We start from the raw sequence: 23,185 nt of genomic DNA on the forward strand, positions 1-23,185 counted from the left end.
TACTCTCAGATGCTTCGGATGCAATCGTTCGATGCGAATGAGGGGGCGCACATTGCGCTGCGGATTTTGGCCTCGGCCGCCCTGGCTGGCCCAGGATAGTTTCACCACATGCGGAAATGGCGACCAAAGCCAGGAGTTGAGTATTGATGAATTGCGCGGCGATCGGCTTAACCGCAAGGAGCAGATATGCATGCGCAGTGCACAAACAGCAGTTTCCTGCCCCAAGAAGACTTGCCCGGTTTTCTGTCCCGGACCATGGCCTGATGGCCTTAAGCTATCCCGGCAGCCCCGACGTCACGAATTCCGTCTCCACAGCCCCCAGGCGATAATGAAACCCATTGCGCATCTTGTTGTGAGTCAGCCGGCCTGCCTCGACCACGGCAGCATCAACCGAGGGGAACTCCGCCCAGTTTCTTTGCTGCAGCTGATTGGATCTGTAAGTCTCGCAAACAACCCGGGCGCCGGGCCTGTCACCGGCTTCGATGGTGATTGCGTAGACGGTCAGTGCTTTCGGCAGGGCACGCTCCAGCAATATGGTCTGAAAAACTTCCAGAGCACCGGAGTTCTTCTCATCTGCAGGAGATGGAATAAGCATATCGTAGAGGTTTGTTGGACACCCCATCTGAGGCTCCCGCCGAATCGGTTGCAAACAACGCACGAGTACATTTACTACTTAAGTTTTCTCTAAATTCTGGAACAAGGTCAACTTGCCAGAACTGTTCATTGACTTTTCGCAGACAACAGGCACCAGCCGGCATCTTGAAAGGCGCCGATACGGATCTGCAGCAAGCACAATAATGCCGGGATACTCAGGCCTACGGGCAGTTCGGCGCGTACTGATACCGGTCGCGTCACCGGACGCCCGCGCGCAGACTCACAAAAGAACAGAAATACCGCCGGTCAACACGCAGGCGTTACCCGATCGCTTCGACGATCTTGCGCAGCTCAGCGGTTCTCGCACCCAGCATCAGCACATTCTTGAGCGCCGTCTTCGGGTCGGCGGTGCGGAACAGCACACCGTTGTTGCGGATCTCGCGGTTGATCACCTGGCGGCGCTTTTCGCCGTCGAGCTCGCTCTTCATCGCCACGGCAAAATACATCCGTGAATAGCCGGGCTTGACCCGGTGAAAGAAATGCCCGTCGGCGATGCTGCCCGCCGTTTCCTCCGCGGTGGTGCCGGTGGCTTGGTCAGGAGCAAAGTCGGGACTGATCTCGGCGGTGAAATTGGCGATGTAGAACCCCCAAGTGATATCCTTGTGATCGGCAAAATCGGACCTTGACGCCGTGACATGGACGTAGCCGAGATGCGGGGCGGCAGCCAGCGTCTTGTGAAAGATGATCTTGGGGAAGCGGATGTCGGTGTGGAACCTGTTGAGCCGCTGATGTGTCTTCTTGCCAGCGTTCTCGAGCCGGGCGCCGGTCCGCGCCGCGACTTCTTCATGGGTCAGAAACCGCCGCTCTTCCTCGAGCCATTCCTCCGACCGCGCAATCCGTCCGGTCCTGAGAAAATTAGTGTGGAGTGCCTTAGCGGGGACGGAAGCGGGTACCTTTTCGTTGGCTGCGTAATATCTGAACATCGCCATATTGAGACCAAATCCTGGTTTCCATGGCCAAAGATATGGCCATCAATGGTTAACCAAATGCTGTGTTCTCGCCCCCGACAAACGACCGACAAACATTTGACCTGGCCCTCTGGTACAATGAGGCGGCTCATCATCCGGCCCGGCGGAAGACTTGCGGGTGCGAGCAGATTGTTTGATAGGAGGCGCAGCTTGCGCGAGTCCGGTGCCGCGGAGTGTCAAGCCGACACGCCGCGCGTAAATTGGAGGCGCCAAGGCCGCTGTAACGCTTTGAAATGATGCAGGCCCGACCAGCAACCAGCACCGCAACACGAGCTGTCCACAGGACCTAGCGACCCTTCAGCGCCTGATAAACCGCGTGCGCGATCATCACGTCGAGATGAGCGCCACCGCCATTCTTGAACACGGTGATCTCGTCCGGGGTCTGACGGCCCGAGCGCCCCTGCACGAGGTCATGCATGTCGCCCTCGATGTCCTCCCTGGCAATCACGCCTGTTTGCATCGGGATCATCAATTCACCGATGTGGCCGATGGTGGTGGCAAAGCTGTCAACGAACAGCCGCCCGCGGGTCAGTGCAGCATCGTCGGCCTCGCGCATGGCAGGCGTGTAGGCCCCGACCAGATCAACATGGGTGCCGGGCTTCAGGGCGGCTCCCCTGATCAGCGGCTCGGTCGACATGGTGGCCGACGAGATCAGATCGGCGCGCCCGACGGCGGCGTCGAGATCGGTGACGATTTCGGCGGCAATGCCGTCTTCAGCGAGCGACTGCCTCAACGCTTCGGCGCGGGCCTGCCCCCGGTTCCAGACCAGCACCTGATCCAGCGAAGGCCGCACCGCACGGTGCGCATCGATCAGCGGCCGCGCCATCGATCCGGCGCCGATCATCAGCATGGTCTTCACATCCGGCCGCGCCAGGCAGGACGCCCCAAGCGCGGAATCGCCGGCCGTCTTCCAGGCAGTCAGATCGACACCCTCGAGCACGGCCACCACATGGCCCTGCGCCTCGTCAAACAGCAGCACCTGCCCCTGCACCGACGGCCTCGGCGGCGTCAGCGACGGGTTGTCGGGATAGATCGTAACCGCCTTGACGCCCGACGCCAGACCGGGGATCCAGGCCGTGCGCACAAGCATCTTGCGCCCGGCATTTTCCACCAGGGAATCCCTCAGATCCGCCGGAGGCATCATATGCCCTGCGCGCAGCGCCTCCACCGCAAACGGCCAGGAACAGACCCGCCTGATATCGTCTCCGGTCACAATGCGCATGTTCACTCCCTTATCCTATTCAAAAACTGCCGCACCCTATGCGCCCACGCACCCGTCGCGCAAGCCGGGCAGAGCCGTTCGCCCGATCCGGCGGAGCTGTCGCAGAAGACTGATGGCGGTGCGACCCACCGAAACGGCAACGGGCCGGTGACGCGATGCACCGGCCCGTTCCAATCGCTGATAGCAGAAGCCCTATTTCCTGGTCTGGCCCATCATCATCTTGCGGGATTCCTCGAGTGTCTCCTGCATGTTCTGCTGCAGCACCTTGAAGGCGTCGGTCGAGGATTTCTGCGCCAGCCCGGCGAGCTCGCTGGTATTCCTGATCGCGGTTTCGAAGGAGCGCTTGGCGAACTCGGTCTGCGCCGTCATCATCGCCTGCGGATCGGTGGCGTTCGTCTTCATGCTTTCCGCCATCGCGGAGATTTCGCTGAGCGCTTCCTGAACCATCTCGCGCTGGCGGGTGGCGATTTCCGTGGCGCCGGATCCGGCCGTCTTGGCGGCAGTGTCGAGCGCCTGCAGGTTCTTCCTGTGCCGCTCGACCAGCACCTCCAGATCCGGCGAGGGAAGCTTCATTTCCTTGCCGAAATTCATGAACATGGAAACCAGGTCCTCGGTGGCTTTTTTGTCGGTCATGGAAGTCCTCCGGGTTGCGGCAGGGTCGGCCCCGCCGGTTGCGATCCCCTGACTATACAGATCTCGCGCCCCAGCACCAACGCCGCATCGGCCCCACTGCGCAGACTCGTTTTTCCGCACCAAAACAGGGACTTGAACGCAGAACCGGACTCAAGCTGCGACGCAGTTGAATCACTGCATTATATGAGCGGTGTCGAAACCTGGGGTGCTTCGGCGACAGGGTATGGCACTGACGCAATGTTGCGGTTTTCGGGTTTGCGGGCGGCAAGCCGCAGCCCTTCGGCGACATTGATGCGGCCGATCGACTGCTCGCCGGCGAACTGCATCCTGGCACCGAACCTGCGCGCAAGCGCCTTCATGGCATGGTTCTGCGAGCCGGTCTCGACGATGATCGTCGACACCTCGTTCTCAGATGCGGCCCGCAACAACACCTTTAGCAAGATCGTGCCCAGGCCCTTGTGGCGCCAATCGGAAGCAACGGAGAAGGCCGATTCGCCCTGACCCGGCGCGATACGCTCACCGGTGTGCAGCTCCGCCACGGCCACCAGCCGTTCATCAGCGAAGGCGCCGATGACGATGGCCTCGTTCAGCGAGCGTTCGATATATCTGTCGAGCCAGTAATCTGAAACCAGACCGTTGAAGCGGTCGCGGAAATCCTCGAAATGAAGCTCGTGAATGTGGGTGCGAAAAGCATCGGCGTCTGCCGGGCCGAGATATCTCAGTTTGATATCATCGCCAACGGCAAATTGCGGGTCACTTGGTTTGAACAGAAACTTCAAGAGCATCATCGACCTCCTAAGGTCATTCCTCCCGAAATATCCTGCCCAAGATCTAATGTTGCACCGCAACAGATTCAAGACACGTTTGTGTGACCGAAGTCACATTCGGTGTGTGGGCATTCCGAGGCCATTGCAACTGTTCGGCCCGGCCTTTTCGTTGTAACACATGGAGTGCCAGACAGGCCGGGGACACGATTGTGCAGCACGAACCCTTCTTCGCTTTCAATTCCTATCACATCGCCCTAGCAGTCATCGGCATGGTCGTCATCCTTGCCCGCTGGCTGCCGCGGCTGGTGTCCCGGCGCGAACCAGCGGCGGCGCCGCTTGTGATCCTGTTTGGCGCGGCGGCCGCCTTGCTGGTGCCCGGTCTGCCTCCCGTGCCCGATCCGCGCCAAACGCCGCTGGTCTGGGAACTGGTGAGCGAGCTGACGGTCATCGTCGCGCTGTTCGGTGCTGGAATGCGTATCGACAGCTTGCGACCGTGGAACCGCTGGAAAGCCACCTTCCGCATGCTGCTTTTCGCCATGCCGCTGACCATCCTGGCCGTGGCCCTGCTGGGTATCGGTGTGGCCGGGCTGACAGTGGCTGGCGCCATCCTGCTGGGCGCGGTGCTGGCGCCGACGGACCCGGTGCTGGCGGCGGATGTTCAGGTCGGTCCACCGCATGAGGGGTCGGAACACCCGGTTCGTTTCACCCTGACCACCGAAGCGGGGCTGAATGACGGGCTGGCCTTTCCCTTCGTTTATCTCGGCCTGATCGTGGCAGCGGAAGGACTCAATCCCGGCGTCTGGGCATTGGACTGGATCCTGCGCGATATCGTCTACCGTATCGCGCTCGGCGTCGGCATGGGCTGGCTCGGCGGCCGCGCCCTGGGCTTCATTCTTTTCTCGGTTCCCAGAGGCTCCGTGCTCGCCGACACCGGATCGGGTGTCATCGCGCTCGCGGGTGTGCTGCTTTGTTACGGCTCGACCGAGCTGATCGAGGGCTATGGCTTCATTGCCGTGGCGGTGCTCGGGCTGACATTGCGGCGGATCGAGGAAGATCACCCTTTTCACCGAAAGCTGCACGATTTTTCCGAATCCATCGAGCATGCCCTGACCGCGCTGCTTCTTCTCGCCCTGGGCAGCGTGCTGCCGATGCTGTTCATGGACTTGACGTGGCCGCACCTTGTCGTCGCTGCCGCGCTGATCCTCGTCGTCCGTCCCCTGTCGGGGTGGCTCGCCCTGTCGGGAACCGGACTGGACAGCCAAAGCAGGATGGTAATTTCGGTCTACGGCGTGCGCGGCATCGGCTCGATCTATTACCTGTGCTACGCGGGCAGCCACATGGAGTTCATCAACGAGGCACAGCTCTGGTCACTCATTGGCCTCGTCATCCTGATGTCGACGATCCTGCACGGCTTCACCGTCGGCTGGGCCATGGATGGCCTGACGGAGGACTGACCCGTATCCGGCTCGACGGCGTCGCAGGATGATACAGCTGACGCGCGCAAGCCCGGCGGTAAAGACGGAACGCCCGCAACAGGCTTTCTGTCCGAGGTCCACCTCACCGGCGAAACCGCCGTACCCGCAAATTTCTCGACTGCCACGCGAGTGCAGACCTGGGCGCGCGAGCAGACCGGTCAGATGCAATAACGGCCAGAAAGTAGCCAGCAGCATCTAAATCAAAAGCCGACAACCGGTTGCAGCATATACTTTAAGACAGGAAGACAACCCCATGATTTTTACGGCTTGATTATTGTTTGCATTTATGTAGCTTCATTTTACGAGTCGCTAATTAATCGCAGAAGTAGAATGTCAGACAGACATATTTGCATCGTTGACGACGACAAGGACGACATCTTCCTTATGTCGACTTCGTTGAAGCGGCTCGAAAGCAAAACGGCGATGCGCTTCAGGGTCAGCGCATTTTACAACGGCCAGGATGCGTTCGATTACTTCTCCACCGTTGAGAAACACGATACCGATCTGCCGGACTGCATAAGTCTCGACATCAACATGCCCGGCATCGACGGCATGGAGCTGCTTCGGCGGCTTCGCGAAATGAACCACCTCGCCCGCGTACCGATCTATATCGTCAGCACGACCGCCAACATCAAAACGCGAAGACAGGCATTGTCATACGGCGCCAATGGTGCATTCGCCAAGCCGGAGACGATTGCAGACATGCAGGCCATGCAAAGGGAATTGCTCGCCATACCAGAGTGAAACTGAGGTACCGGATGCCGGAAATGATACTGCAGTATTTCCAGACCAACTCATTCCTTGCGCATGGCTATTGCATGACCTGGCGCGCTGATCTCATAGCCCTTCACGCCATTTCCGATTTCCTGATTTTTGCCTCCTTTTTCATCATCCCCACAGCCCTCATCTTTCTTCACTACAAGCGGCCAGACCTGGTTCATAGTCGCATCGCGCTGCTGTTTTCCGCCTTCATCCTGGCTTGCGGCCTCACCCACCTGGTCGGCCTGGTCACGCTGTGGCAACCGATCTACGGCTTCGAAGGCGTACTCAAGGCCGGTACCGCTGTCGTTTCCGGCCTGACCGCACTCACCGCCTGGATGCTGATGCCCTCGGCTCTGAAGATGCCGAGCGCCTCAACGCTAAAGCTGAAGAATGACGCCCTGGCATTGTCAATCAACGGGCAGCGCCAGGCCTATGCCGAACTCGAGCGCGCCAAGTTCGAACTCGATGCGCGCATTCAGGCACGTACGAGGGAATTGCGCGAAAAGGCCGAAGCCCTTGAGCAGGTCAATACCAGCCTCTCTCAATATGCCCATCTCGCTTCGCACGACCTGCAGGAACCCCTGCGCAAGATGGTGTCCTTCTCCGAACTCGCCATCGAGGAAGAGGCCTCAGGGGGACCGGAGCTCAAATTCTATCTGACCACGATCAAGCAGTCTGCCAGCCGGGCACGCAATCTCGTCCGCGATATTCTAAATCATTCAGCGATGGATCAGAGCAAGCCCGACATCCGTCCGCTCTCCTTGAGACAGGAGACCAGGCGCGCGCTTGAAACACACGAACTCGCGATCCGCGAACGTGACGGCGAAGTTGCCGTCGACATGCCCGATATCGTCGTCATGGCAGATCCGAATTTGGTGTTGCAAATTCTGCAGAACCTGATCGGCAACGCGATCAAATACACCCCGTCTGATCGCAGGCTCAAGCTGTCAATCGACACGGCAGCCACACATCGGGGCTTTGACTACACAATCGAAGACAACGGCATCGGGATAGACCCGGCATTCCGGGACAGGATCTTCCAGCCATTCTCTCAGCTTCAACCCGAAAGATACGTGAAGGGTACGGGCATGGGGCTGGCGATTGTCGACAAGGCGATCCGTCAGCTCGGCTGGAAGATCACGGTCGAGGCCGCGCACCCGCTGGGAACGAGGTTCCGTATCAGTATTCCAGCTTACCAGCTTGTCCAGGAAGGAGAACTGGTCGAATGAAGAATATCCTGCTGATTGATGACGACGTCATGGAAGAGAAACTGATGCACATATTCCTGACACGCCGTTATGACACCGACTTTGGCCTGACCTATGTCGACAACATCAAGGATGGCATCGACCTGCTTCAAAGCCGAAGTTTCGATGTCGTCTTTGTCGACAGTTATCTGCCTCCCTACAACGGTGCCCACGAGACCTATCCGATCGTCTCCGCCCATGTCGGTGACGCCAATCTGATCTACATCTCATCCGGGTTCGACACGGCTGGACGAATGTCCGCTGTCGATGCCGCCAATTTCCATTTCGTCGACAAACTGGAAATCAAGGACCGGATCATGGAAGGGCTGCTGGAGGCCTGATCAACCCGGGCTCTGCGCATCGCCGCACAAAGCGATGGCTTGCGGGAGTGACAGGCACTGCACACGAAAAAGGCGGACCGCCTGGCCCGCCCTGGATTCTTTCGCGACCGGGCTGGGTCGCTCAGAAAAATGCCTGAAGGCCGGTCTGTGCCCGGCCGAGGATCAGCGCGTGCACGTCGTGCGTGCCCTCATAGGTGTTGACGGTTTCAAGGTTCTGGGCGTGGCGCATGACATGGTACTCGGCCTGGATGCCGTTGCCGCCGTGCATGTCACGGGCCATCCGTGCGATATCGAGCGCCTTGCCGCAATTGTTACGCTTGACGATGGAGATCATTTCCGGAGCAAAGCGGCCCTCGTCCATCAACCGTCCGACGCGCAGCGAGCCCTGAAGCCCAAGGGCGATTTCGGTCTGCATGTCGGCGAGCTTTTTCTGGAAAAGCTGCATGCCGGCCAGCGGCTTGCCGAACTGGTGCCGGTCCAGGCCATACTGCCTTGCCCGGTGCCAGCAGTCTTCAGCCGCCCCCATCGCACCCCAGGAAATACCGTAACGGGCCCGGTTGAGGCAGCCGAACGGACCCTTGAGGCCCGACACGTTCGGCAACAGCGCCTCTTCGCCGACCTCGACATTGTCCATGACGATTTCGCCGGTGATCGAGGCGCGCAGCGAAAGCTTGCCGCCAATCTTCGGCGCTGACAGGCCCTTCATGCCCTTTTCGAGCACAAAACCGCGGATCTGGTTGTCATGCGCTTCCGACTTGGCCCAGACCACGAAGACGTCGGCGATCGGCGCGTTCGAGATCCACATCTTGGAGCCGTTGAGCACATAGCCGCCATCGGTCTTCCTGGCGCGGGTTTTCATGCCGCCCGGATCGGAACCGGCATCCGGCTCGGTCAGGCCGAAACAGCCGACCCATTCGCCGCTTGCCAGCTTTGGCAAATATTTCTGCCGCTGCTCCTCGCTGCCATAGGCCTGGATCGGGTACATCACCAGCGACGACTGTACGCTCATCATCGAGCGGTAGCCCGAATCGATCCGCTCAACCTCGCGGGCCACCAGCCCGTAGGAGACGTAGCCCGCTTCCGCGCCGCCATACTGTTCCGGCACGGTAACGCCGAGCAGTCCGGCCTGGCCCATCTCTGAAAAAATCTCGCGGTCAGTGACTTCGTCGAGATAGGCATCCGTCACCCGCGGCATCAGCTTGTCGGCGGCAAAAGCCTGAGCCGCGTCTGCGATCATCCGCTCTTCCTCTGTCAGCTGATCGTTGATCAGGAACGGATCATCCCACTGAAAGGACGATTTCGGTGATTTGGCCGAAGCGGCAGGAGATACGGACATTGCAAAACTCCAATTTGATCCAGACAGGCAAGCCTCCACCCTTCTCAAGGCGGAACCGGGCCATTTGCTTCTTCATACCATGGAACGGGCTAGATACTATAGGCTTAAAATAATTTTCGGGGCCAGCGCCGTTTCCAGGGGGCGGCAATTGCCGCAAGGGAGCAAGGGCGTAGGGGCGATACGTTCAGTCCGCTTCATACTGCAGGCGCGCTAGATGTCGTTAATTCACAGGTCATTGCTTCACTGCCCGACGCATCACGACACCCAGGGCAAATGACATCACGCCGGTTGCCTTAGCCGAAGCCCCAAGGCTAAAGAACTTCCCAATAGGCAAGCAGCTCCCGCCCCGACTTTCCACTTACTGGCACGGCTATGCGGGCCATCGAGACTGTCTGCCCGTCATTGCTCCAGGAAGTGGCCTCGTAATAATCCGGGATACCGCTCGAAAGCGTCTGCTGGAATGCAGCGACGACCCGCTTGATGCTTGCTACAGGCACCGACTGCAGCACCGGGCGGCCCTTGACCGGTGTCTTGAAGGGCCAGTGCCCGGCATGGGCCACGTCACGCCACATCAGCGTCTTGCCCGCCGCATCCATGCCGATCCGCGCCAGTAGCGGGTAGGTGGAGCTGAGCAAGGTGAGATTAAACTGCGCAGCTTCCGGCAAGCCGCCGCGGCAATTTTCGCGCCAGAGAGCGTAAAAGGCATCGATCCGCGAATGAACTCTTGCAGGAAGCAGGAAATCAGACGGTGCGATATGGGTTGTCATCAAAATTATGCCAAGTTCAACACGGTTATTGAAACCAGCATAGCTTTGAACTCGACAGCGATGCATCTCTGGCGTTTACTTCAAGCGCCAATCTCTTCACCCTGGGCGCCAATTTCATGATTAGGACTCTCGCAGATCATTTTGAAGTTGCCGCCGGACTGGCCTCCGGCATCAGTCGCTACGCCGCGGGACTGGGCCTCGATGTCGACCCGATCGCCCGCGCGTGCGGTCTCGACCCGCAACGTTTTACCAATTTCAACGAGCGCATCAGCCTGGACAGGTTGTGCCGTTACATGGAAGCGCTCGCCCTGATAGCAGGTGATGACACTTTTGGCCTGAAATCGGTCGCGGGTTTCGAAAAGGGCTCATCCGGGCCTTTCGGATACGGTTTGATGAATGCGCCAACCGTGCGTGACTTCCTGATGTTTTTCGGGCGCAACATGAGCAAGGTCAGCGAGACCCGGATCTGCACCCTGGAAATCGGCGCCCGTGCGGCACATTTTGAATGGACCTACTCCCCGCTGATTTTACACCGTGACCAGTATGTCGACATGGGGCTGGTCCAGGGCTTCAATCTGTTGCGCGTTTTCCTTGGCGACGACATCAACCGGGTGAAGCTCGAGCTTGAACGCAAGAAGCCGATTAATACAAATTATCACAAACAGTTACTAACTCAGAATGTCAGCTTCAACGCGCCCGTCAACGCCATGATCATTCCGGCGGAATTTCTTGGCCGCAACAATCCCGACGCCGACCCGCGGCTGTTCGAGATCATGTCGATGCAGATGGATGCGATGCAAGCCAGCAGGACCGACATCGCTGATCCGGTCGTCGCCATCAAGCTCCAAGTGGCGGAAAACCTGGCCGACAACACCCCGACGCTGGCCAGTGAAGCCGAGCGTCTGGGGATGAGCCCGCGCACCTTGCAGCGACGCCTGACCGACGCCGGCACCAGCATGCAGGCAATCATCGATGAATGCCGCAAGGAGATGGCGGAACGGCTGCTGTCGGAAACCACGCTCACACTGTCCAGCATTAGCTACAAATTGGGCTTTTCCGCTCCCGCCGCCTTTACCCGGTCCGCAATCCGCTGGTTCGGCATGACTCCGAGCCAGTATCGCAAGGAAAATTTGCGCGGGCGCGAGGCGCGCTGATAATTCAACTTAGTTTCGAGATTACGTGATCTGATTCACGTAACACTTTTGGCGTGTGGCGTGAATGCGTCCCGGTGAAAAACGAGGCATAAGCTTCCCATACCAAATATCAGCTGGTGGTTGTCGCGGCGAACTTCACGTTTCGCCGCGATTTTATTGATCCACACAACCGTTGGCCCGCCCATGGAGGGAAACACGCATGAAATTCGGAAACGACCTTGGGTTTCTGCCCTTGACGGGAACTGAGCTGCATTGTCTGCGGGGTTGCGCCCAGGGACAGTCCGACCAGGAAATTGGTGCGGAGCTTGAATTGACCGCTGGCGAAGTGGCTTCGGTGCTCAACGTCGTCATGCTGAAGCTGCGTGTTCCCAACCGCCTCGCCGGACTGGCAAAGGCCGGCCGTCTGGGACTGTTTGACAATATAGACGTGTAATCCGGACGGAGAACCGCAGCTCATCCACCCTGGGGCGGGGTCCGGATTGGAAGCGCGGTTTTTCCAGGACGCCAGCCGGTGCCATGCGGGGTACCGGCTGGTGTCACATATGAAGGGGCTTTAACCGGAGATTGCTTGCAAGGCCCCGCCGGCTGTCTCGCTAAAGCCAGGTGTCATAGTCCGAAACCAGCAGATGTCTTGGCTTCTCGTCCTCGATGATCGTCGAGAAACGCCCGATCGGTTCCCGGAACACATTGTCGGTCAGATCGTCATTGACGGTCGAGACCTCCCCGATCAGCACATCGCTGCCCTCTCCCCAGAACGCGTGCCAGACACCTGGCATCAGTGTCACGCTTTCGCCCGGCTCGAGCTTGAGCAGTCCGCCTGCGGACAACTTGCGCTCGATCCCGTCGGTCAGCACCGAAACATCAGCCGAAGGGTCAATGGATCCATCCTCCGTCGAGGCAAACAGCTCCAGCACCAGCTTGCCGCCACCCCGGTTGATGATGTCCTCGGCCTTGATGTTGTGCCTGTGCATCGGCGACAGCTGGTCTTTTCGCGAAATCATGATCTTTTCGGCATAGAGCATCCCCCTGCCCTCGGCGAGATCGGTCGCGGACCCGTTGCGGACGGTGAACAGGAACAGGCCGAGGTCATCGAAGCAGCCCTGCCCGTAATCGGTAATATCCCAGCCAAGCCGGTTGTCGCGAATGGCAGGCGCATCTGATCCGGTGCGGTTCCGCAGCTCATCCGGGCTCCAATAGGCAAAGGGGGGCATGACATAGCCAAGAGAGCGTATGAAGCGGTCGCTTTCCTGCAAAATCTCGTTGATCTGGCTGCGTTCCATGTTCTCTCCCTGTCGCCTGCTCGGTTGTCGCCGCTGAGACTGCCAACGGTTTGGTTGCCACTGAACTAGACCAAGCGCATCCGGGTCGCAATTGCACCCGCGGAACTTTCGGGCTATGCGACGCTTCAGAACAGTTACAAACGCAACCATCGCAGGAGTGATACAGGATATGAACCCGCCTGAAAGACAGACTGCACAAACCGGCGACGCCAACCGGCTGGCGCTGGAAGGCTTTCTTCCCTACCGGCTCGCCCGGGCAGCCGAGATCATCAGCCGCCAGTTCGCCACGCTTTACCGCGAGCGCCACGGGCTGACCCGGCCGGAATGGCGAACCCTGGCGACCATCGGCCAGTTCGACCGGATCACCGCCACCGAGATCGGCGCCCATTCCTCAATGCACAAGACCAAGGTCAGCCGCGCCATCCGTGCGCTCGAGGAGCGCAACTGGATCACACGTCAGGTCGATGACATCGACCGCCGGATCGAGCACATCGAACTCACCCGCGAAGGCCGCACGCACTACCGGGATCTGGTCACCCTCGCCCACAGCTATGAGGCCAAGTTGGTGGAAGCACTGGGGCAATCCGGCATCGATCAGCTCGAAGCGGGCATCGCCGCGATCGAACGCAAGCACACCTGAAACGCGTCAGCCGGACGATAGAACGTTTTGGCGAGAACCGAGCGGCCACCATGCGCCATTTCCGTATTGTGGCGCAATTCCGGACGCAAAACCGGTTCCCGCTTTTGCCGAGATGGCTCTAGCCGCCCCAGGGTCCGTGATGCTCGCCCTCGGCATCGAGCCGCGCAAATCCGTGTGCTCCGAAGAAATCACGCTGCGCCTGAATGAGGTTGGCGGTGCCGCGTGCACGCCGGTAGGTGTCGAAATAGCCAAGCGCGCTGGCAAGAGCGGGAACCGGCAGCCCGTTGAGCGCCGCGTCTGCCACCACCCGCCGCAGGCTTTGGTCGGTCTCCTCGATGATTTTCGAAAACGCCGGCGTCAGCGCCAGGTTGGGCACATCCGGGTTCTCGTTGAAGGCCGTGGCAATTTCGTCAAGGAAGGTCGACCGGATGATGCAGCCCGCTCGCCAGATCCGGGCGATGGTCGCCATCGGGAGGTTCCAGCCGAACTCCTGCGAAGCGGCCGCCATCACGGCAAAGCCCTGGGCGTAGGCTGCAACCTTGCCGGCGAGCAGCGCCTTTTCGAGATCGCCGATCACCTGTTGCGCATCGCGCCGGTCCTGTGCAGCCGGAATGCCGAAACGCGCCTCGGCCGTTGCTCTTTGTTCGCGCATCGCCGACAGGCTGCGCGCAGCCACGGCCGCCTCGATCGCCGTTGCCGGAACGCCCATCATCTGGCTTTCGATCACCGACCAGCGGCCGGTGCCTTTCTGGCCGGCGGCATCGACGATGATATCGACGATCGGCCGTCCGCTTGCCGCATCCTCTACCTTGAGCACCTCCGCGGTGATGTCGATCAGGTACGAATCGAGCGGACCCTTCGACCAGGCAGAAAACACCGATGCGATCGACGCCGCATCCATGGAAAGATGATCGCGCATGACACCGTAGACTTCCGCGATCATCTGCATGTCGGCATACTCGATGCCGTTGTGGATCGTCTTGACGAAATGTCCCGCGCCGTTTTCTCCGAGCCAGGCCGCACAGGGCTCGCCTTGGTATTTTGCCGAAATCGCTGTCAGGACCGGCTCGACCCGGCGCCAGGCTTCCTCGGCGCCGCCGACCATGATTGACGGGCCGTGGCGGGCCCCTTCCTCGCCGCCCGAAACCCCCATGCCGATGAAGGTCAGGCCGGAGCCCTCGAGATCGGTGAAGCGGCGCATGGTGTCGCGGAAATTGGCATTGCCCGCATCGATGATAATGTCATTGGCGTCGAGCAGCGGTTTCAGCGCCGCGATCTGCTGGTCGACGGGCTCGCCGGCCTTGACCATGATGATCACCGGGCGCGGCGGACGGATGGCGGCAACGAAGTCTTCCAGCGTGGCGCAGGCAGTGACGCGGTCGGAAAGCGCACCGGCAGACGCCGCGAACGCATCTGTGCGCGATGCGGTCCGGTTGTAGACGGCAACATGGTAGCCGTTATCCGCAATGTTGAGCGCCAGATTGGCGCCCATGACAGCCAATCCGATAACGCCGATTTCCGCTTCCGCCATACAAACCTCCCAAAAAATCTCATGCCGCCTAGGGGTCTTCTGCCGGGAACCCGGCACCCGAAGCGATCTCAAAAGCGCAATCCGCAAGCAGCACCCGCCGCCGGTGAGGCAGCATGCGCGCTTTCATTCCCGGCCGAGCTTGGCCCAGCCGGCGGCAACTGCCAAGTGTCTGGCGCGGTTATGGTGTTTAATTGTCACAGATTTGCCGCACAAGGCAAAACGGCTAGCCCCAGAGCGTCGTTCGATAAATAAGACGCTCTAGCCGGAGCCTGGGCGGTCCTGCTTCGGCTGGTCGTCACCGTCATCAAGCACCCGCCACGCCGCCCCGTCGAGGTCTTCGTACTGGCCGTTCTTCATCGACCACAGGAACGCGGCAAGCCCCAGCCCGCCAAGAAAGAGCGCGATCGGAATCAGGAAGATCAGATTGTTCATGCCGACGCCCCGATGGATGCACCCGTCACGTAATCTGCCGGGATCTCCTCGCGCACCGGCCGGGCGAAACCCTCGATCCGGGTCTTGCGGCGCAGCCGCAGGGAATTCAGCACCACCAGCACCGACGAGGACGACATGGCCAGCGCCGCAATCAGCGGGGTTGCATGGCCCAGAACCGCCGCCGGCACCGCAATGCAATTGTAGAGTATGGCCAGAGCGAAATTCTGCCGGATAAGCTGGCCTGCCTTGCGCGAGGCGGCAATCGCCAGCGGCACCGCTTCCAGTGAATCATGCAGGAACACGAAATCCGCCGCCATCCGGCCGACATCGGCAGCACTGGCCGGCGCCATCGACACATGCGCGGCCGACAGCGCCGGCGCGTCGTTGAGCCCGTCTCCGACCATCAGCGGCTTGCGGCCTGCTTTCGCCAGCGCCTGCACCCGGTCGACCTTGCCGCGCGGACGCATGCCTGAAACATAATTCGCCACGCCAAGCTTTTCGGCCAGGCCCTTGACCGGCGCTTCCCGGTCGCCGGAGAGGATTTCGGCGTCGACCTCGAGCTCGGCCAGCCGCGCCACGGCCTGCGCCGCTCCACCCCGCAACTGATCGGAAAACAGGAACACATCGAGGAACTGGCCATTGCGCGACAGGATGACCTGGCTGGCGTCGAAAGCGCGTTCATCGCCGTCACGTTGGGCTTCGAGCGCAAAGGCGCTGCGGCCAAGACGATAGATTGTGCCATCAGTCGAAGTCGCCTCGACCCCGTCGCCGGGAATCTCGACGATTTCGAAATCCGGCAGGTCCCGGCCTGACGTGTCCGAAACCGCGAGCGCACGGCTCAACGGATGCCGCGACGCACGCGCGATCCTGGCAGCGATTGCCAGATGTGCCGCCGAGACGGCACTCAGGTTGATCAGTTCCGGCCGGCCCTGGGTCAGCGTTCCCGTCTTGTCGAAAACCACATGGTCGGCCTGCGCCATGCGCTCCATCGCCGACCCGTCCTTGACCATGATGCCGTTCTCGAACAGCCGTCCCGCGGCAATCACCTGCACCACCGGCACCGCAAGGCCGAGCGCACAGGGACAGGTGATGATCAACACCGCAACCGCAGTCAGCAACGCCATGCGCCAGTCGCCCGACACCATCATCCAGCCGATGAAGGTGCCGAGCGCAAGGAGATGAACCACCGGGGCATAGATCGCCGATGCACGGTCGGCGATGCGCCGATAGCCGGCCCGGCCGCTTTCGGCCGCTTCCATCATCAACACCATTTCGGCCAAGAAGGAGTTTTGCGCACGCCGGGTCGCTTCCAGCACCAGCACGCCGGTCAGATTGAGCGTGCCCGCTGGCGTCAGCGATCCGGCTTCCACCGGCTGCGGTGCGCTCTCGCCATTAGCGACGGAAAAATCCATGTCCGAACGGCCCGAGACCACCCGGCCATCGACCGGGATCCGGTCACCCGCCGCAATCGCCAGCCGCATCCCCGGTTCGATCTCGTCAAGCGCGAGATACTCCCGGGCGCCGTCCTGCTTGATCCGCATCGCCCCGCGCGGTGACAGCCGCACCAGGTTGCGGACCGCCGAGCGCGCCTTCTCGCGCATCATGTGATCCAGCGTTCGCGCGGCAAGCAGGAAGAAGAGCAGCGTCACCGAGGCGTCGAAATAGGCGTGTTCGCCATGGGTGATGGTCTCGAACAGCGATATTCCGTAGGCGAGCAGCACACCGAGCGAGATCGGCACATCCATATTTGAACGGCCGTGTTTGAGCGCGACCCAGGCCGAGACGAAAAACACCCGGCCGGAATAGACAAGCGCGGGTGCTGCAATCAGCGCCGAGATCCAGTGAAACAGATCCCGGGTCGCCGCTTCCGCCCCCGACCAGACCGAGACCGACAGCAGCATCACGTTCATCGAGGCAAAGCATGCCACCGCCAGCGCTTTCAAAAGTTCCCGGAACACCGGATCGCCGCTTTCGTCAGCACTCCCGGGTAAATGTGCCGGATAGCCAAGCGCGTTGAATTTCTCGCCCAGCGCTGCAAGCACGCTTTCCGGCTGGTCACTGCCGTCAAACACCACCGAAACCCTGCGCGTCGACAGGTTTACCCGGGCGCGATCAACACCCCCGATCCCGGGCAGTTCCTTTTCAAGAAGTGCAATGCAGGCGCCGCAGTGGACACCCGGCAAGATCAGGTCGACCTGCCGCAGCCCATTGCCAAGGGCCCGGCTCGAAAGCCACATTTCCTCGGGCGACGGTGTTTGCGAATTCAGCGCCTCGAGCTCCGCAGCGCCTTCCGTGCCGGCTGCGCAACAGCTCACCGCCTCAGGCTCCCGTCTGACCTGACATGAAAGCGGTGGCCGCGCTTGTAGATGGTCTGGTCACCACGCGTGGCGGTCACCGTGGCAATCCACTCGCCTTCGCGCAGCGCGCCGGGCGCGCGGTAGCTGCCGTCCGGATAGCGCGTGAAGATCATGTCGCGATCCTGATCCTCGCCCACCGGGCGGCGCAGCTGCGCAACCAGGCTGTCGGCAAAGGCGGCGTCGCCATCCGCATCGGTGAACAGGATCGACACCGCGTCGGCACTCGTTTCCAGATCGACCCGGTAGCCGAGCGCGGCAATGGCACGGGATTCCGCAGCCTTTGAATTGAACTGCTGGCTTGCGATATAGGTGTTGGGCACCACCAGCCCGCTCCAGGTGGTGACGGCAAACCGCGCCATGATCAGGTTGACCGTGATGATGACCCCGAAAAACACCACCATGGTGCCGAGCATGTGCTTGCCGGTAAATTCTTTTGGTTGGATTATCGCGCGGATCATCTGCCTCACTTGGCCTCCGGCCCGTTGAAGTTGGCGTTGTAGCTGTCGCGCTCGAAGCTCGATCGGTCTTCGGCGATGATTTGGAACGACACCGTCTCGGAGGCGACAAATTCCTTTGGTTGGGTAACATTGACCCGCAACTCGCGCAGACGGTCGGGCTCCACCGGAATTGCAAACGAGACCCCTTCCGGCTGGTCGATGCCTGGAATTTTCATGGTGGCGCCGGGCAGCCCTTCGATCGACAGGAAGATCACGCGCGGTTCGGGGATCATGTTGAGGATCTTGACGGAATAGCCATTACGGATATCGCCGTTGGATTCCAGCACATATTGCGGATTGCGGTCGTGCAGGACGTTTACTTCGAGCCGGTCCCGCGACAGCAGCGCCACCAGAAGTCCCAGGCCGACAAGCGACCACACGCCCATGTAGAGCAGCGTCCGCAGCCGGAACACGACGCGCCAGTCGAAATGCTTGACCGTATAGACGAATCCACCATCGGCAGTCCGTGTCCGGCGCGGGTCGAGCGTGCCGGTTTCGGGGTCCTGCGCCAGCGCCATGTTGTCGGCATAATCGGCCAGGGTGGCATAGGAAATCAGCCCGCGCGGGCGGTCGAGCTTGTCCATGACATTGTCGCAGGCATCGATGCACAGCGCACAGGTGATGCATTCGAGCTGCTGCCCGTCGCGGATGTCGATGCCCATCGGGCAGACCGCGACACAGGCATTGCAGTCGACGCAATCGCCTTGCACCAGCCCTTGTGCCGCAGCCTTCTTGGCATGCCGGCCACGCGGCTCGCCGCGCCAGTCATTATAGGTCACCACCAGCGAATTCTCGTCCAGCATTGCCGCCTGGATGCGCGGCCAAGGACACATGTAGATGCAGACCTGTTCGCGCATCAGCCCGCCGAACGTGTAGGTGGTGGCCGTCAGGATCGCCACGGTGATATACGCGACCGGGGCGGCCTGGCCGGTGACAAACTGCATCAGCAAAGTGGGCGCGTCGGCAAAATAGAAGATCCAGGCACCGCCCGTCGCCACCCCGATGAAGACCCAGATTGCATGTTTGGACACGCGCTTCAACAGCTTGCCGGCGCTCCAGGGGGCCGCATCAAGCTTCATGCGCTGGTTGCGGTCGCCTTCAATGGCGCGCTCGACAACCAGGAAAAGATCCACCCAGACCGTTTGCGGACAGGTGTAGCCGCACCAGGCCCGGCCCACCGCCGAGGTGACCAGGAACAGCCCGAACCCGGCCATCACCAGGAGCCCGGCCACGAAGAAGAACTCCTGTGGCCAGATCTCGATGAAGAAGAAATAGAACCGGCGGTTGGCCACATCGAGCAGCACTGCCTGATCCGGTGCGAAGGGTCCGCGGTCCCACCTCAGCCATGGCGTGATGTAGTAGATCCCCAGCGTGACCAGCATCACCAGCCACTTGAACCGCCGGTAGCTGCCTTCCGCCCGCTTCGGAAAGATCTTATTGCGCGCCTCGTAGAGCGGCTTGCGCTTCCAGGCGGCATTGACGGCTTCGGCCTCAAGCCGTTCGATCTCGTCCGGATCGTGCAAAAAGTCTGACGGGGACTGCGTATTCATCGGGCGCACCATTGATTTGGTCCGCACCATGCATTCGGGATCTTCCCCCCGCCTTGATCAAGATCAATTTGCGGCGGCCCGCGCCGAGCTGCCGCATCCGGCGACAGGTAGTTTACTGAAGCGGCAGCCCGGTCATGCGGTTCTGCTTTCCGGTTTAAGCCACGACCCCGGTGCGCTCGGCCACCCACCACACGGCGACGAAAGCGATTGCCAGCGACATTGGAATGGTGACGCGGGCGCGATACCAGCTCTTGTCGGAAAACCAGGCGCCGAACAGCGCATAGCACGCTGCCACCACCGCCAGCTGCCCCACTTCCACTCCGACATTGAAGCCGATCAGGCCGCTGACGAAATGCGTCGGCGACAGGCCGAACTCGGTCAGCACCCCGGCAAAGCCGAGCCCGTGCAGTAACCCGAAACCGAAGATGACAAATGGCCGCCAAGGGCTGAGCCGGCTGGTCACGAGATTTTCCACCGCGATGAAGACGATCGAGGCGGCAATCAACGGCTCGACGATACTCGCCGGTGCGGAGATGATCCCGAGCATGGCGAGCGCCAGCGTCACCGAATGGGCGATGGTGAACGAGGTGATCTGGATAAGCAGCGGCTTGAGACGCGGCGACAGCAGGAACAGGCCGACGACGAACAGGATATGATCGAGCCCTTTGGGCACGATATGGGTGAATCCGATGCCGATATAGTCGACGAAGACCTCGCCGGCGCTCATGCTGAGCCCGCCCTCGACAGGTATCGGCTCGCTGGGACCGCCATTTTCGAGATAGTTCGAGTAGCTGAACTCGCCATTGCCGTCCGGCACCCGGATGACGCTCGGGCCGAAGGACGGATTGAACGAAAACTCCACGTTTTCGGCGTTCAGCGGCAGCTGGCCTGACAGCGTCAAGCGGCTCAACCGCGCGAAATCGGTATCGCCGACCGGATCGAGATCGACCTTGTCGATGCTGAGCGGTATCTTGGTCCCGTCCGCACTCAGTGTGACGCCATTGAGAAACCGGGCTTCGAAGCGTTCGAACTCGATCGCCAGCTCCGCCTCGTCCATGAGCCGCAGCTGATCGTATTTCTGCGCATTCGGACTCTCCTCCGTGTCAGCATGATCGGCCCCGATCTCGGCCAGCGCAGCTTCCAGGATCAGAGACATTTCAAGTTGAACCCGGCCGTCGCCGACAAATTCCAGATCGGCAATCGCCGGGCGGATTTCGTGTGCACGCACAGCTGTGGAGATGCCGGCAACGAACAGCGCGGCTAAAACGAGGCGCGCAAGCACTTGATTTATCGAACGGGAGAACATCTTCATCTGCAAAGACCAGTTGGGAGAAAAACTGATGGGACGACAGGCAAGCCAAAGACCGGCCCTCGGTTACGCATGGGCAATAATTGGCCTGCTGCTGGCCATTAGTCCAGTCTCGGCCCATGAATTCTGGATTGAACCGCAGGATTTTTCCGTTGCTCCGGAGGCTGAAATCAAGGCTGATCTTCGCGTCGGGCAGGATTTCAAGGGCGACGCCTTTCCCTACATCCCGGCCCGGTTTTCAGCCTTTAAGAGCCACGACAGGCTCGGCGAATTCGACGTCGGCGGCACGCCGGGAGATCTCCCCGCCTTGCAGCTGACGCCGCGGACCGAGGGCCTGATGATCGTCACCTATGTCTCTGTCGGCGAGCGCATCCGTTTTCGCGAGTGGGAGAAATTCTCCGACTATCTCGACTACGAAGGCCTGATCGCGATTCCCGCCCGCCACGATGCCCGCGGGCTTGCGCGCGACGACATAAGCGAACTCTATACGAGATGTGCCAAGACGCTGGTCTCAGTCGGCGATGCGTCCGGTGGTGAGGACCGGGCGACCGGCATGCGGCTCGAGCTTGTTGCGGGCGAAAACCCGGCAAACATCAAGCCCGGAACGGAGATGAGCTTCACCCTGCTCTGGCAGGGCGAGCCGTTGCCGGACACCCAGGTAGCGCTGTTCAGCAAGGGCGAATCGCCGGACAGCGGGAAAAGAAGCCTCACCCGTACCGACGCAAACGGCGAGGTGCGCTTCACCCTCCCCGCGGCCGGCGCCTACATGGCAGCATCCGTGCACATGATCGAAGCGCCGGCAGACCGCGAGGCCGACTGGCAGAGCTACTGGGCGTCGCTGACATTCGCGGTGGAATGAGAGACGCGCTGCCAGTACCATAACGTTGCGTCTGCCAGACTCCCTCTCCCTACTCCGCCTGCACCTCTTTGAGACCGTAAGCCATGGGGACAGCTGCCGCACACATGAGTGCCATAACGATCAGCACCACGGATACGCCGAAAACTCCGGCAATCAGGCTGAAAAGCCCGCCGGCGAACAGCACGATGCCGATGATTGTGTTTGAGAGTGCGGTATAGGCGGCGCGTGTCTCGGCGGTTGCCATGTCGGTCAGATGGGTGGAGCGGCCGAGCCGGACTCCCTGATAGGCGATCATGATCGAGAAAAGCAGCACGGGCAGCACCAAGGGTGTCGACAACCACCCGGTGAGCGAGAACCAGAAGCTCAGCGCCAGCACCACCATCGATACCAACGAGGCAAGCATAAGATCCTTGCGGCTGGACCGGTCCGCCAGCCGGCCCCAGACATAGGCGCTGACCAGTCCCGCAAGGGCCGATGCCAGGACCAGATAGCCAAGCCCTTCAAAGCCACCCTCGCCGGCCGCGCTTGCAGCTGCAATCATGAAGGGCGGCGCCAGGGCGGTGGTGGTGAGAAGCCCCCTGACGATGATGAACCGGCGAAGCTGGGGATCGGATGACAGATACTGCAGATCCGCAAGGGCCGCCTTGAGGGCATTTTTCCCGCCCTCGGTAGCGCCTTCTTCTTCAAACAGCGTGGAGAAAACCAGGGCGGCAATCAGCCAGCAGGCCGCGGCGACAAACAGACCGCCAATGACCAGCGTCATTCTCGGCACGAAACCGGTGATCAGCAGGATCGCGTAAATGATCGTCACCGTCGCGGCCAGCGATCCCGCCAGGCCCGTGGCGGTGCCGCGGGTGGATTTTGACACGGTTTTGCCGAGCACATCCTTGTAGGACACAGAACAGGCGCTGCGCGCGACCGCCAGAACCGCAAGTGACAGGACGATAGCCCAGCCCGCAGCGGCACCTTCCAGTGTCAGCGCGCAGATGGCGATCGTTGCTGCCGCCAGCCCCTGCACCAGGCTGCCAATCGCCCAGACCCATTTGCGCACCGGAAGCCGCCTGATGCTGCTGGCCGTGAGGATCTGCGGCAACAAGGCGCCGGCTTCGCGGACCGGCACCAGCAGACCGACAAGGAAGACGGGCGCAGCAAGTTCGGTAAGAAGCCAGCTGAGCACGAGCTTCGGATCGATCAGACCGTCGGATGATTTGGTCAGCGCCAGCGAGCCGGCATGGATGAAGAAGTTCCGCGGCTCCTCGCGGCACACGGAGTCCGGGATGTCCCTGCAGGCCCGGCCCTCATCATCGATGGCGACCGCTTCAAAGGCATCGCGCATCCGTTCGCTCACGTCAGCCATCAGTCCGCCTCCCCGCCTCTTCTGCAATGATCCCGAGTAGATTTGAC

At 60.9% G+C, this 23,185-nt stretch carries 23 protein-coding genes; 8 read left to right on the top strand and 15 right to left on the bottom strand.

The annotated features are described in order from the left end of the window. Positions 1 to 274: 274 nt before the first annotated feature. The 5 genes from CRO46_RS02695 to CRO46_RS02715 form a co-directional block, all read right to left on the bottom strand. Positions 275 to 622, bottom strand: coding sequence for a hypothetical protein (locus CRO46_RS02695; protein WP_143438931.1), 348 nt, complete (start codon positions 620 to 622; stop codon positions 275 to 277). Between the two features lie 292 nt (positions 623 to 914). Next, positions 915 to 1,583, bottom strand: a complete 669-nt coding sequence (locus CRO46_RS02700; protein ID WP_097104775.1) for a DUF6656 family protein — start codon at positions 1,581 to 1,583, stop codon at positions 915 to 917. Between the two features lie 325 nt (positions 1,584 to 1,908). Beyond that, a complete protein-coding gene (locus CRO46_RS02705; protein ID WP_097104778.1) occupies positions 1,909 to 2,844 on the bottom strand; it encodes an ornithine cyclodeaminase family protein in 936 nt (311 codons plus the stop codon). Between the two features lie 192 nt (positions 2,845 to 3,036). Then, entirely contained in the window at positions 3,037 to 3,477 is a 441-nt protein-coding gene (locus tag CRO46_RS02710) for a phasin family protein (RefSeq protein ID WP_097104780.1), read from the bottom strand. A 179-nt stretch (positions 3,478 to 3,656) separates the two neighbouring features. Next, complete coding sequence (locus tag CRO46_RS02715; protein ID WP_179758924.1) at positions 3,657 to 4,262, bottom strand: GNAT family N-acetyltransferase; 606 nt, start codon at positions 4,260 to 4,262, stop codon at positions 3,657 to 3,659. 191 nt (positions 4,263 to 4,453) lie between these two features. Between CRO46_RS02715 and CRO46_RS02720 the strand changes: the two genes are divergently transcribed. The 4 genes from CRO46_RS02720 (at position 4,454) to CRO46_RS02735 (ending at position 8,069) form a co-directional block, all read left to right on the top strand. Beyond that, positions 4,454 to 5,698: a cation:proton antiporter gene (locus CRO46_RS02720; RefSeq protein ID WP_097104784.1), complete on the top strand. Its 1,245-nt coding sequence runs from the start codon at positions 4,454 to 4,456 to the stop codon at positions 5,696 to 5,698. A gap of 351 nt (positions 5,699 to 6,049) precedes the next feature. Further along, a complete protein-coding gene (locus CRO46_RS02725; protein WP_097104786.1) occupies positions 6,050 to 6,463 on the top strand; it encodes a response regulator in 414 nt (137 codons plus the stop codon). A 23-nt stretch (positions 6,464 to 6,486) separates the two neighbouring features. Continuing rightward, a complete protein-coding gene (locus tag CRO46_RS02730) occupies positions 6,487 to 7,710 on the top strand; it encodes a sensor histidine kinase (RefSeq protein ID WP_179758925.1) in 1,224 nt (407 codons plus the stop codon). Then, positions 7,707 to 8,069 carry a response regulator gene (locus CRO46_RS02735; protein WP_097104791.1) on the top strand — a complete coding sequence of 121 codons (363 nt, stop codon included), beginning with the start codon at positions 7,707 to 7,709 and terminating at the stop codon, positions 8,067 to 8,069. Before CRO46_RS02730 ends, CRO46_RS02735 begins: the two co-directional genes overlap by 4 nt. A 121-nt stretch (positions 8,070 to 8,190) precedes the next feature. Here the strand turns inward: CRO46_RS02735 and CRO46_RS02740 are convergent, their stop codons facing one another. Continuing rightward, entirely contained in the window at positions 8,191 to 9,405 is a 1,215-nt protein-coding gene (locus tag CRO46_RS02740; protein ID WP_097104794.1) for an acyl-CoA dehydrogenase, read from the bottom strand. Positions 9,406 to 9,716: 311 nt separating this feature from the next. Continuing rightward, the gene (locus CRO46_RS02745) at positions 9,717 to 10,172 is read right to left on the bottom strand and encodes a hypothetical protein (RefSeq protein WP_097104796.1); all 456 of its coding nucleotides are present in this window, start codon (positions 10,170 to 10,172) and stop codon (positions 9,717 to 9,719) included. Positions 10,173 to 10,288: 116 nt separating this feature from the next. On the opposite strand from CRO46_RS02745, the gene CRO46_RS02750 reads away from it, so the two are divergent. Both CRO46_RS02750 and CRO46_RS02755 read left to right on the top strand, forming a co-directional pair. After that, the gene (locus tag CRO46_RS02750) at positions 10,289 to 11,326 is read left to right on the top strand and encodes a helix-turn-helix transcriptional regulator (protein ID WP_097104800.1); all 1,038 of its coding nucleotides are present in this window, start codon (positions 10,289 to 10,291) and stop codon (positions 11,324 to 11,326) included. A gap of 199 nt (positions 11,327 to 11,525) precedes the next feature. Next, complete coding sequence (locus CRO46_RS02755; protein WP_097104803.1) at positions 11,526 to 11,759, top strand: LuxR C-terminal-related transcriptional regulator; 234 nt, start codon at positions 11,526 to 11,528, stop codon at positions 11,757 to 11,759. A gap of 160 nt (positions 11,760 to 11,919) precedes the next feature. Here the strand turns inward: CRO46_RS02755 and CRO46_RS02760 are convergent, their stop codons facing one another. Next, positions 11,920 to 12,606, bottom strand: a complete 687-nt coding sequence (locus tag CRO46_RS02760; protein WP_097104806.1) for a D-lyxose/D-mannose family sugar isomerase — start codon at positions 12,604 to 12,606, stop codon at positions 11,920 to 11,922. A 169-nt stretch (positions 12,607 to 12,775) separates the two neighbouring features. Here CRO46_RS02760 and CRO46_RS02765 point away from each other — a divergent pair, with 169 nt between their 5' ends. Next, positions 12,776 to 13,246, top strand: a complete 471-nt coding sequence (locus tag CRO46_RS02765) for a MarR family winged helix-turn-helix transcriptional regulator (protein ID WP_097104809.1) — start codon at positions 12,776 to 12,778, stop codon at positions 13,244 to 13,246. Between the two features lie 118 nt (positions 13,247 to 13,364). Here the strand turns inward: CRO46_RS02765 and gndA are convergent, their stop codons facing one another. The 6 genes from gndA to CRO46_RS02795 all read right to left on the bottom strand — a co-directional run bounded on the left by gndA (position 13,365) and on the right by CRO46_RS02795 (position 20,925). Beyond that, positions 13,365 to 14,777, bottom strand: a complete 1,413-nt coding sequence (gene gndA, locus CRO46_RS02770; protein ID WP_097104812.1) for an NADP-dependent phosphogluconate dehydrogenase — start codon at positions 14,775 to 14,777, stop codon at positions 13,365 to 13,367. 258 nt (positions 14,778 to 15,035) lie between these two features. Continuing rightward, positions 15,036 to 15,209, bottom strand: a complete 174-nt coding sequence (gene ccoS, locus CRO46_RS02775) for a cbb3-type cytochrome oxidase assembly protein CcoS (RefSeq protein ID WP_097104814.1) — start codon at positions 15,207 to 15,209, stop codon at positions 15,036 to 15,038. Continuing rightward, the gene (locus tag CRO46_RS02780; RefSeq protein ID WP_097104816.1) at positions 15,206 to 17,524 is read right to left on the bottom strand and encodes a cation-translocating P-type ATPase; all 2,319 of its coding nucleotides are present in this window, start codon (positions 17,522 to 17,524) and stop codon (positions 15,206 to 15,208) included. Before CRO46_RS02780 ends, ccoS begins: the two co-directional genes overlap by 4 nt. After that, positions 17,521 to 18,024, bottom strand: coding sequence for a FixH family protein (locus tag CRO46_RS02785; RefSeq protein ID WP_097104819.1), 504 nt, complete (start codon positions 18,022 to 18,024; stop codon positions 17,521 to 17,523). The genes CRO46_RS02780 and CRO46_RS02785 overlap by 4 nt, the downstream gene beginning before the upstream one ends. A gap of 5 nt (positions 18,025 to 18,029) precedes the next feature. Then, entirely contained in the window at positions 18,030 to 19,613 is a 1,584-nt protein-coding gene (ccoG, locus tag CRO46_RS02790; protein ID WP_179758926.1) for a cytochrome c oxidase accessory protein CcoG, read from the bottom strand. A gap of 154 nt (positions 19,614 to 19,767) precedes the next feature. After that, entirely contained in the window at positions 19,768 to 20,925 is a 1,158-nt protein-coding gene (locus CRO46_RS02795) for a HupE/UreJ family protein (protein WP_210421472.1), read from the bottom strand. 28 nt (positions 20,926 to 20,953) lie between these two features. On the opposite strand from CRO46_RS02795, the gene CRO46_RS02800 reads away from it, so the two are divergent. Then, positions 20,954 to 21,781, top strand: a complete 828-nt coding sequence (locus CRO46_RS02800) for a DUF4198 domain-containing protein (protein WP_097104824.1) — start codon at positions 20,954 to 20,956, stop codon at positions 21,779 to 21,781. A 49-nt stretch (positions 21,782 to 21,830) separates the two neighbouring features. On the opposite strand, the gene CRO46_RS02805 is transcribed toward CRO46_RS02800, so the two are convergent. Beyond that, on the bottom strand, positions 21,831 to 23,138 hold the full coding sequence (locus tag CRO46_RS02805) for an MFS transporter (RefSeq protein ID WP_097104828.1): 1,308 nt from the start codon (positions 23,136 to 23,138) through the stop codon (positions 21,831 to 21,833). Positions 23,139 to 23,185: the final 47 nt, after the last annotated feature.

It is taken from the genome of Parahoeflea halophila, assembly GCF_900220985.1.
Taxonomy (GTDB): Bacteria; Pseudomonadota; Alphaproteobacteria; order Rhizobiales; family Rhizobiaceae; genus Hoeflea; species Hoeflea halophila.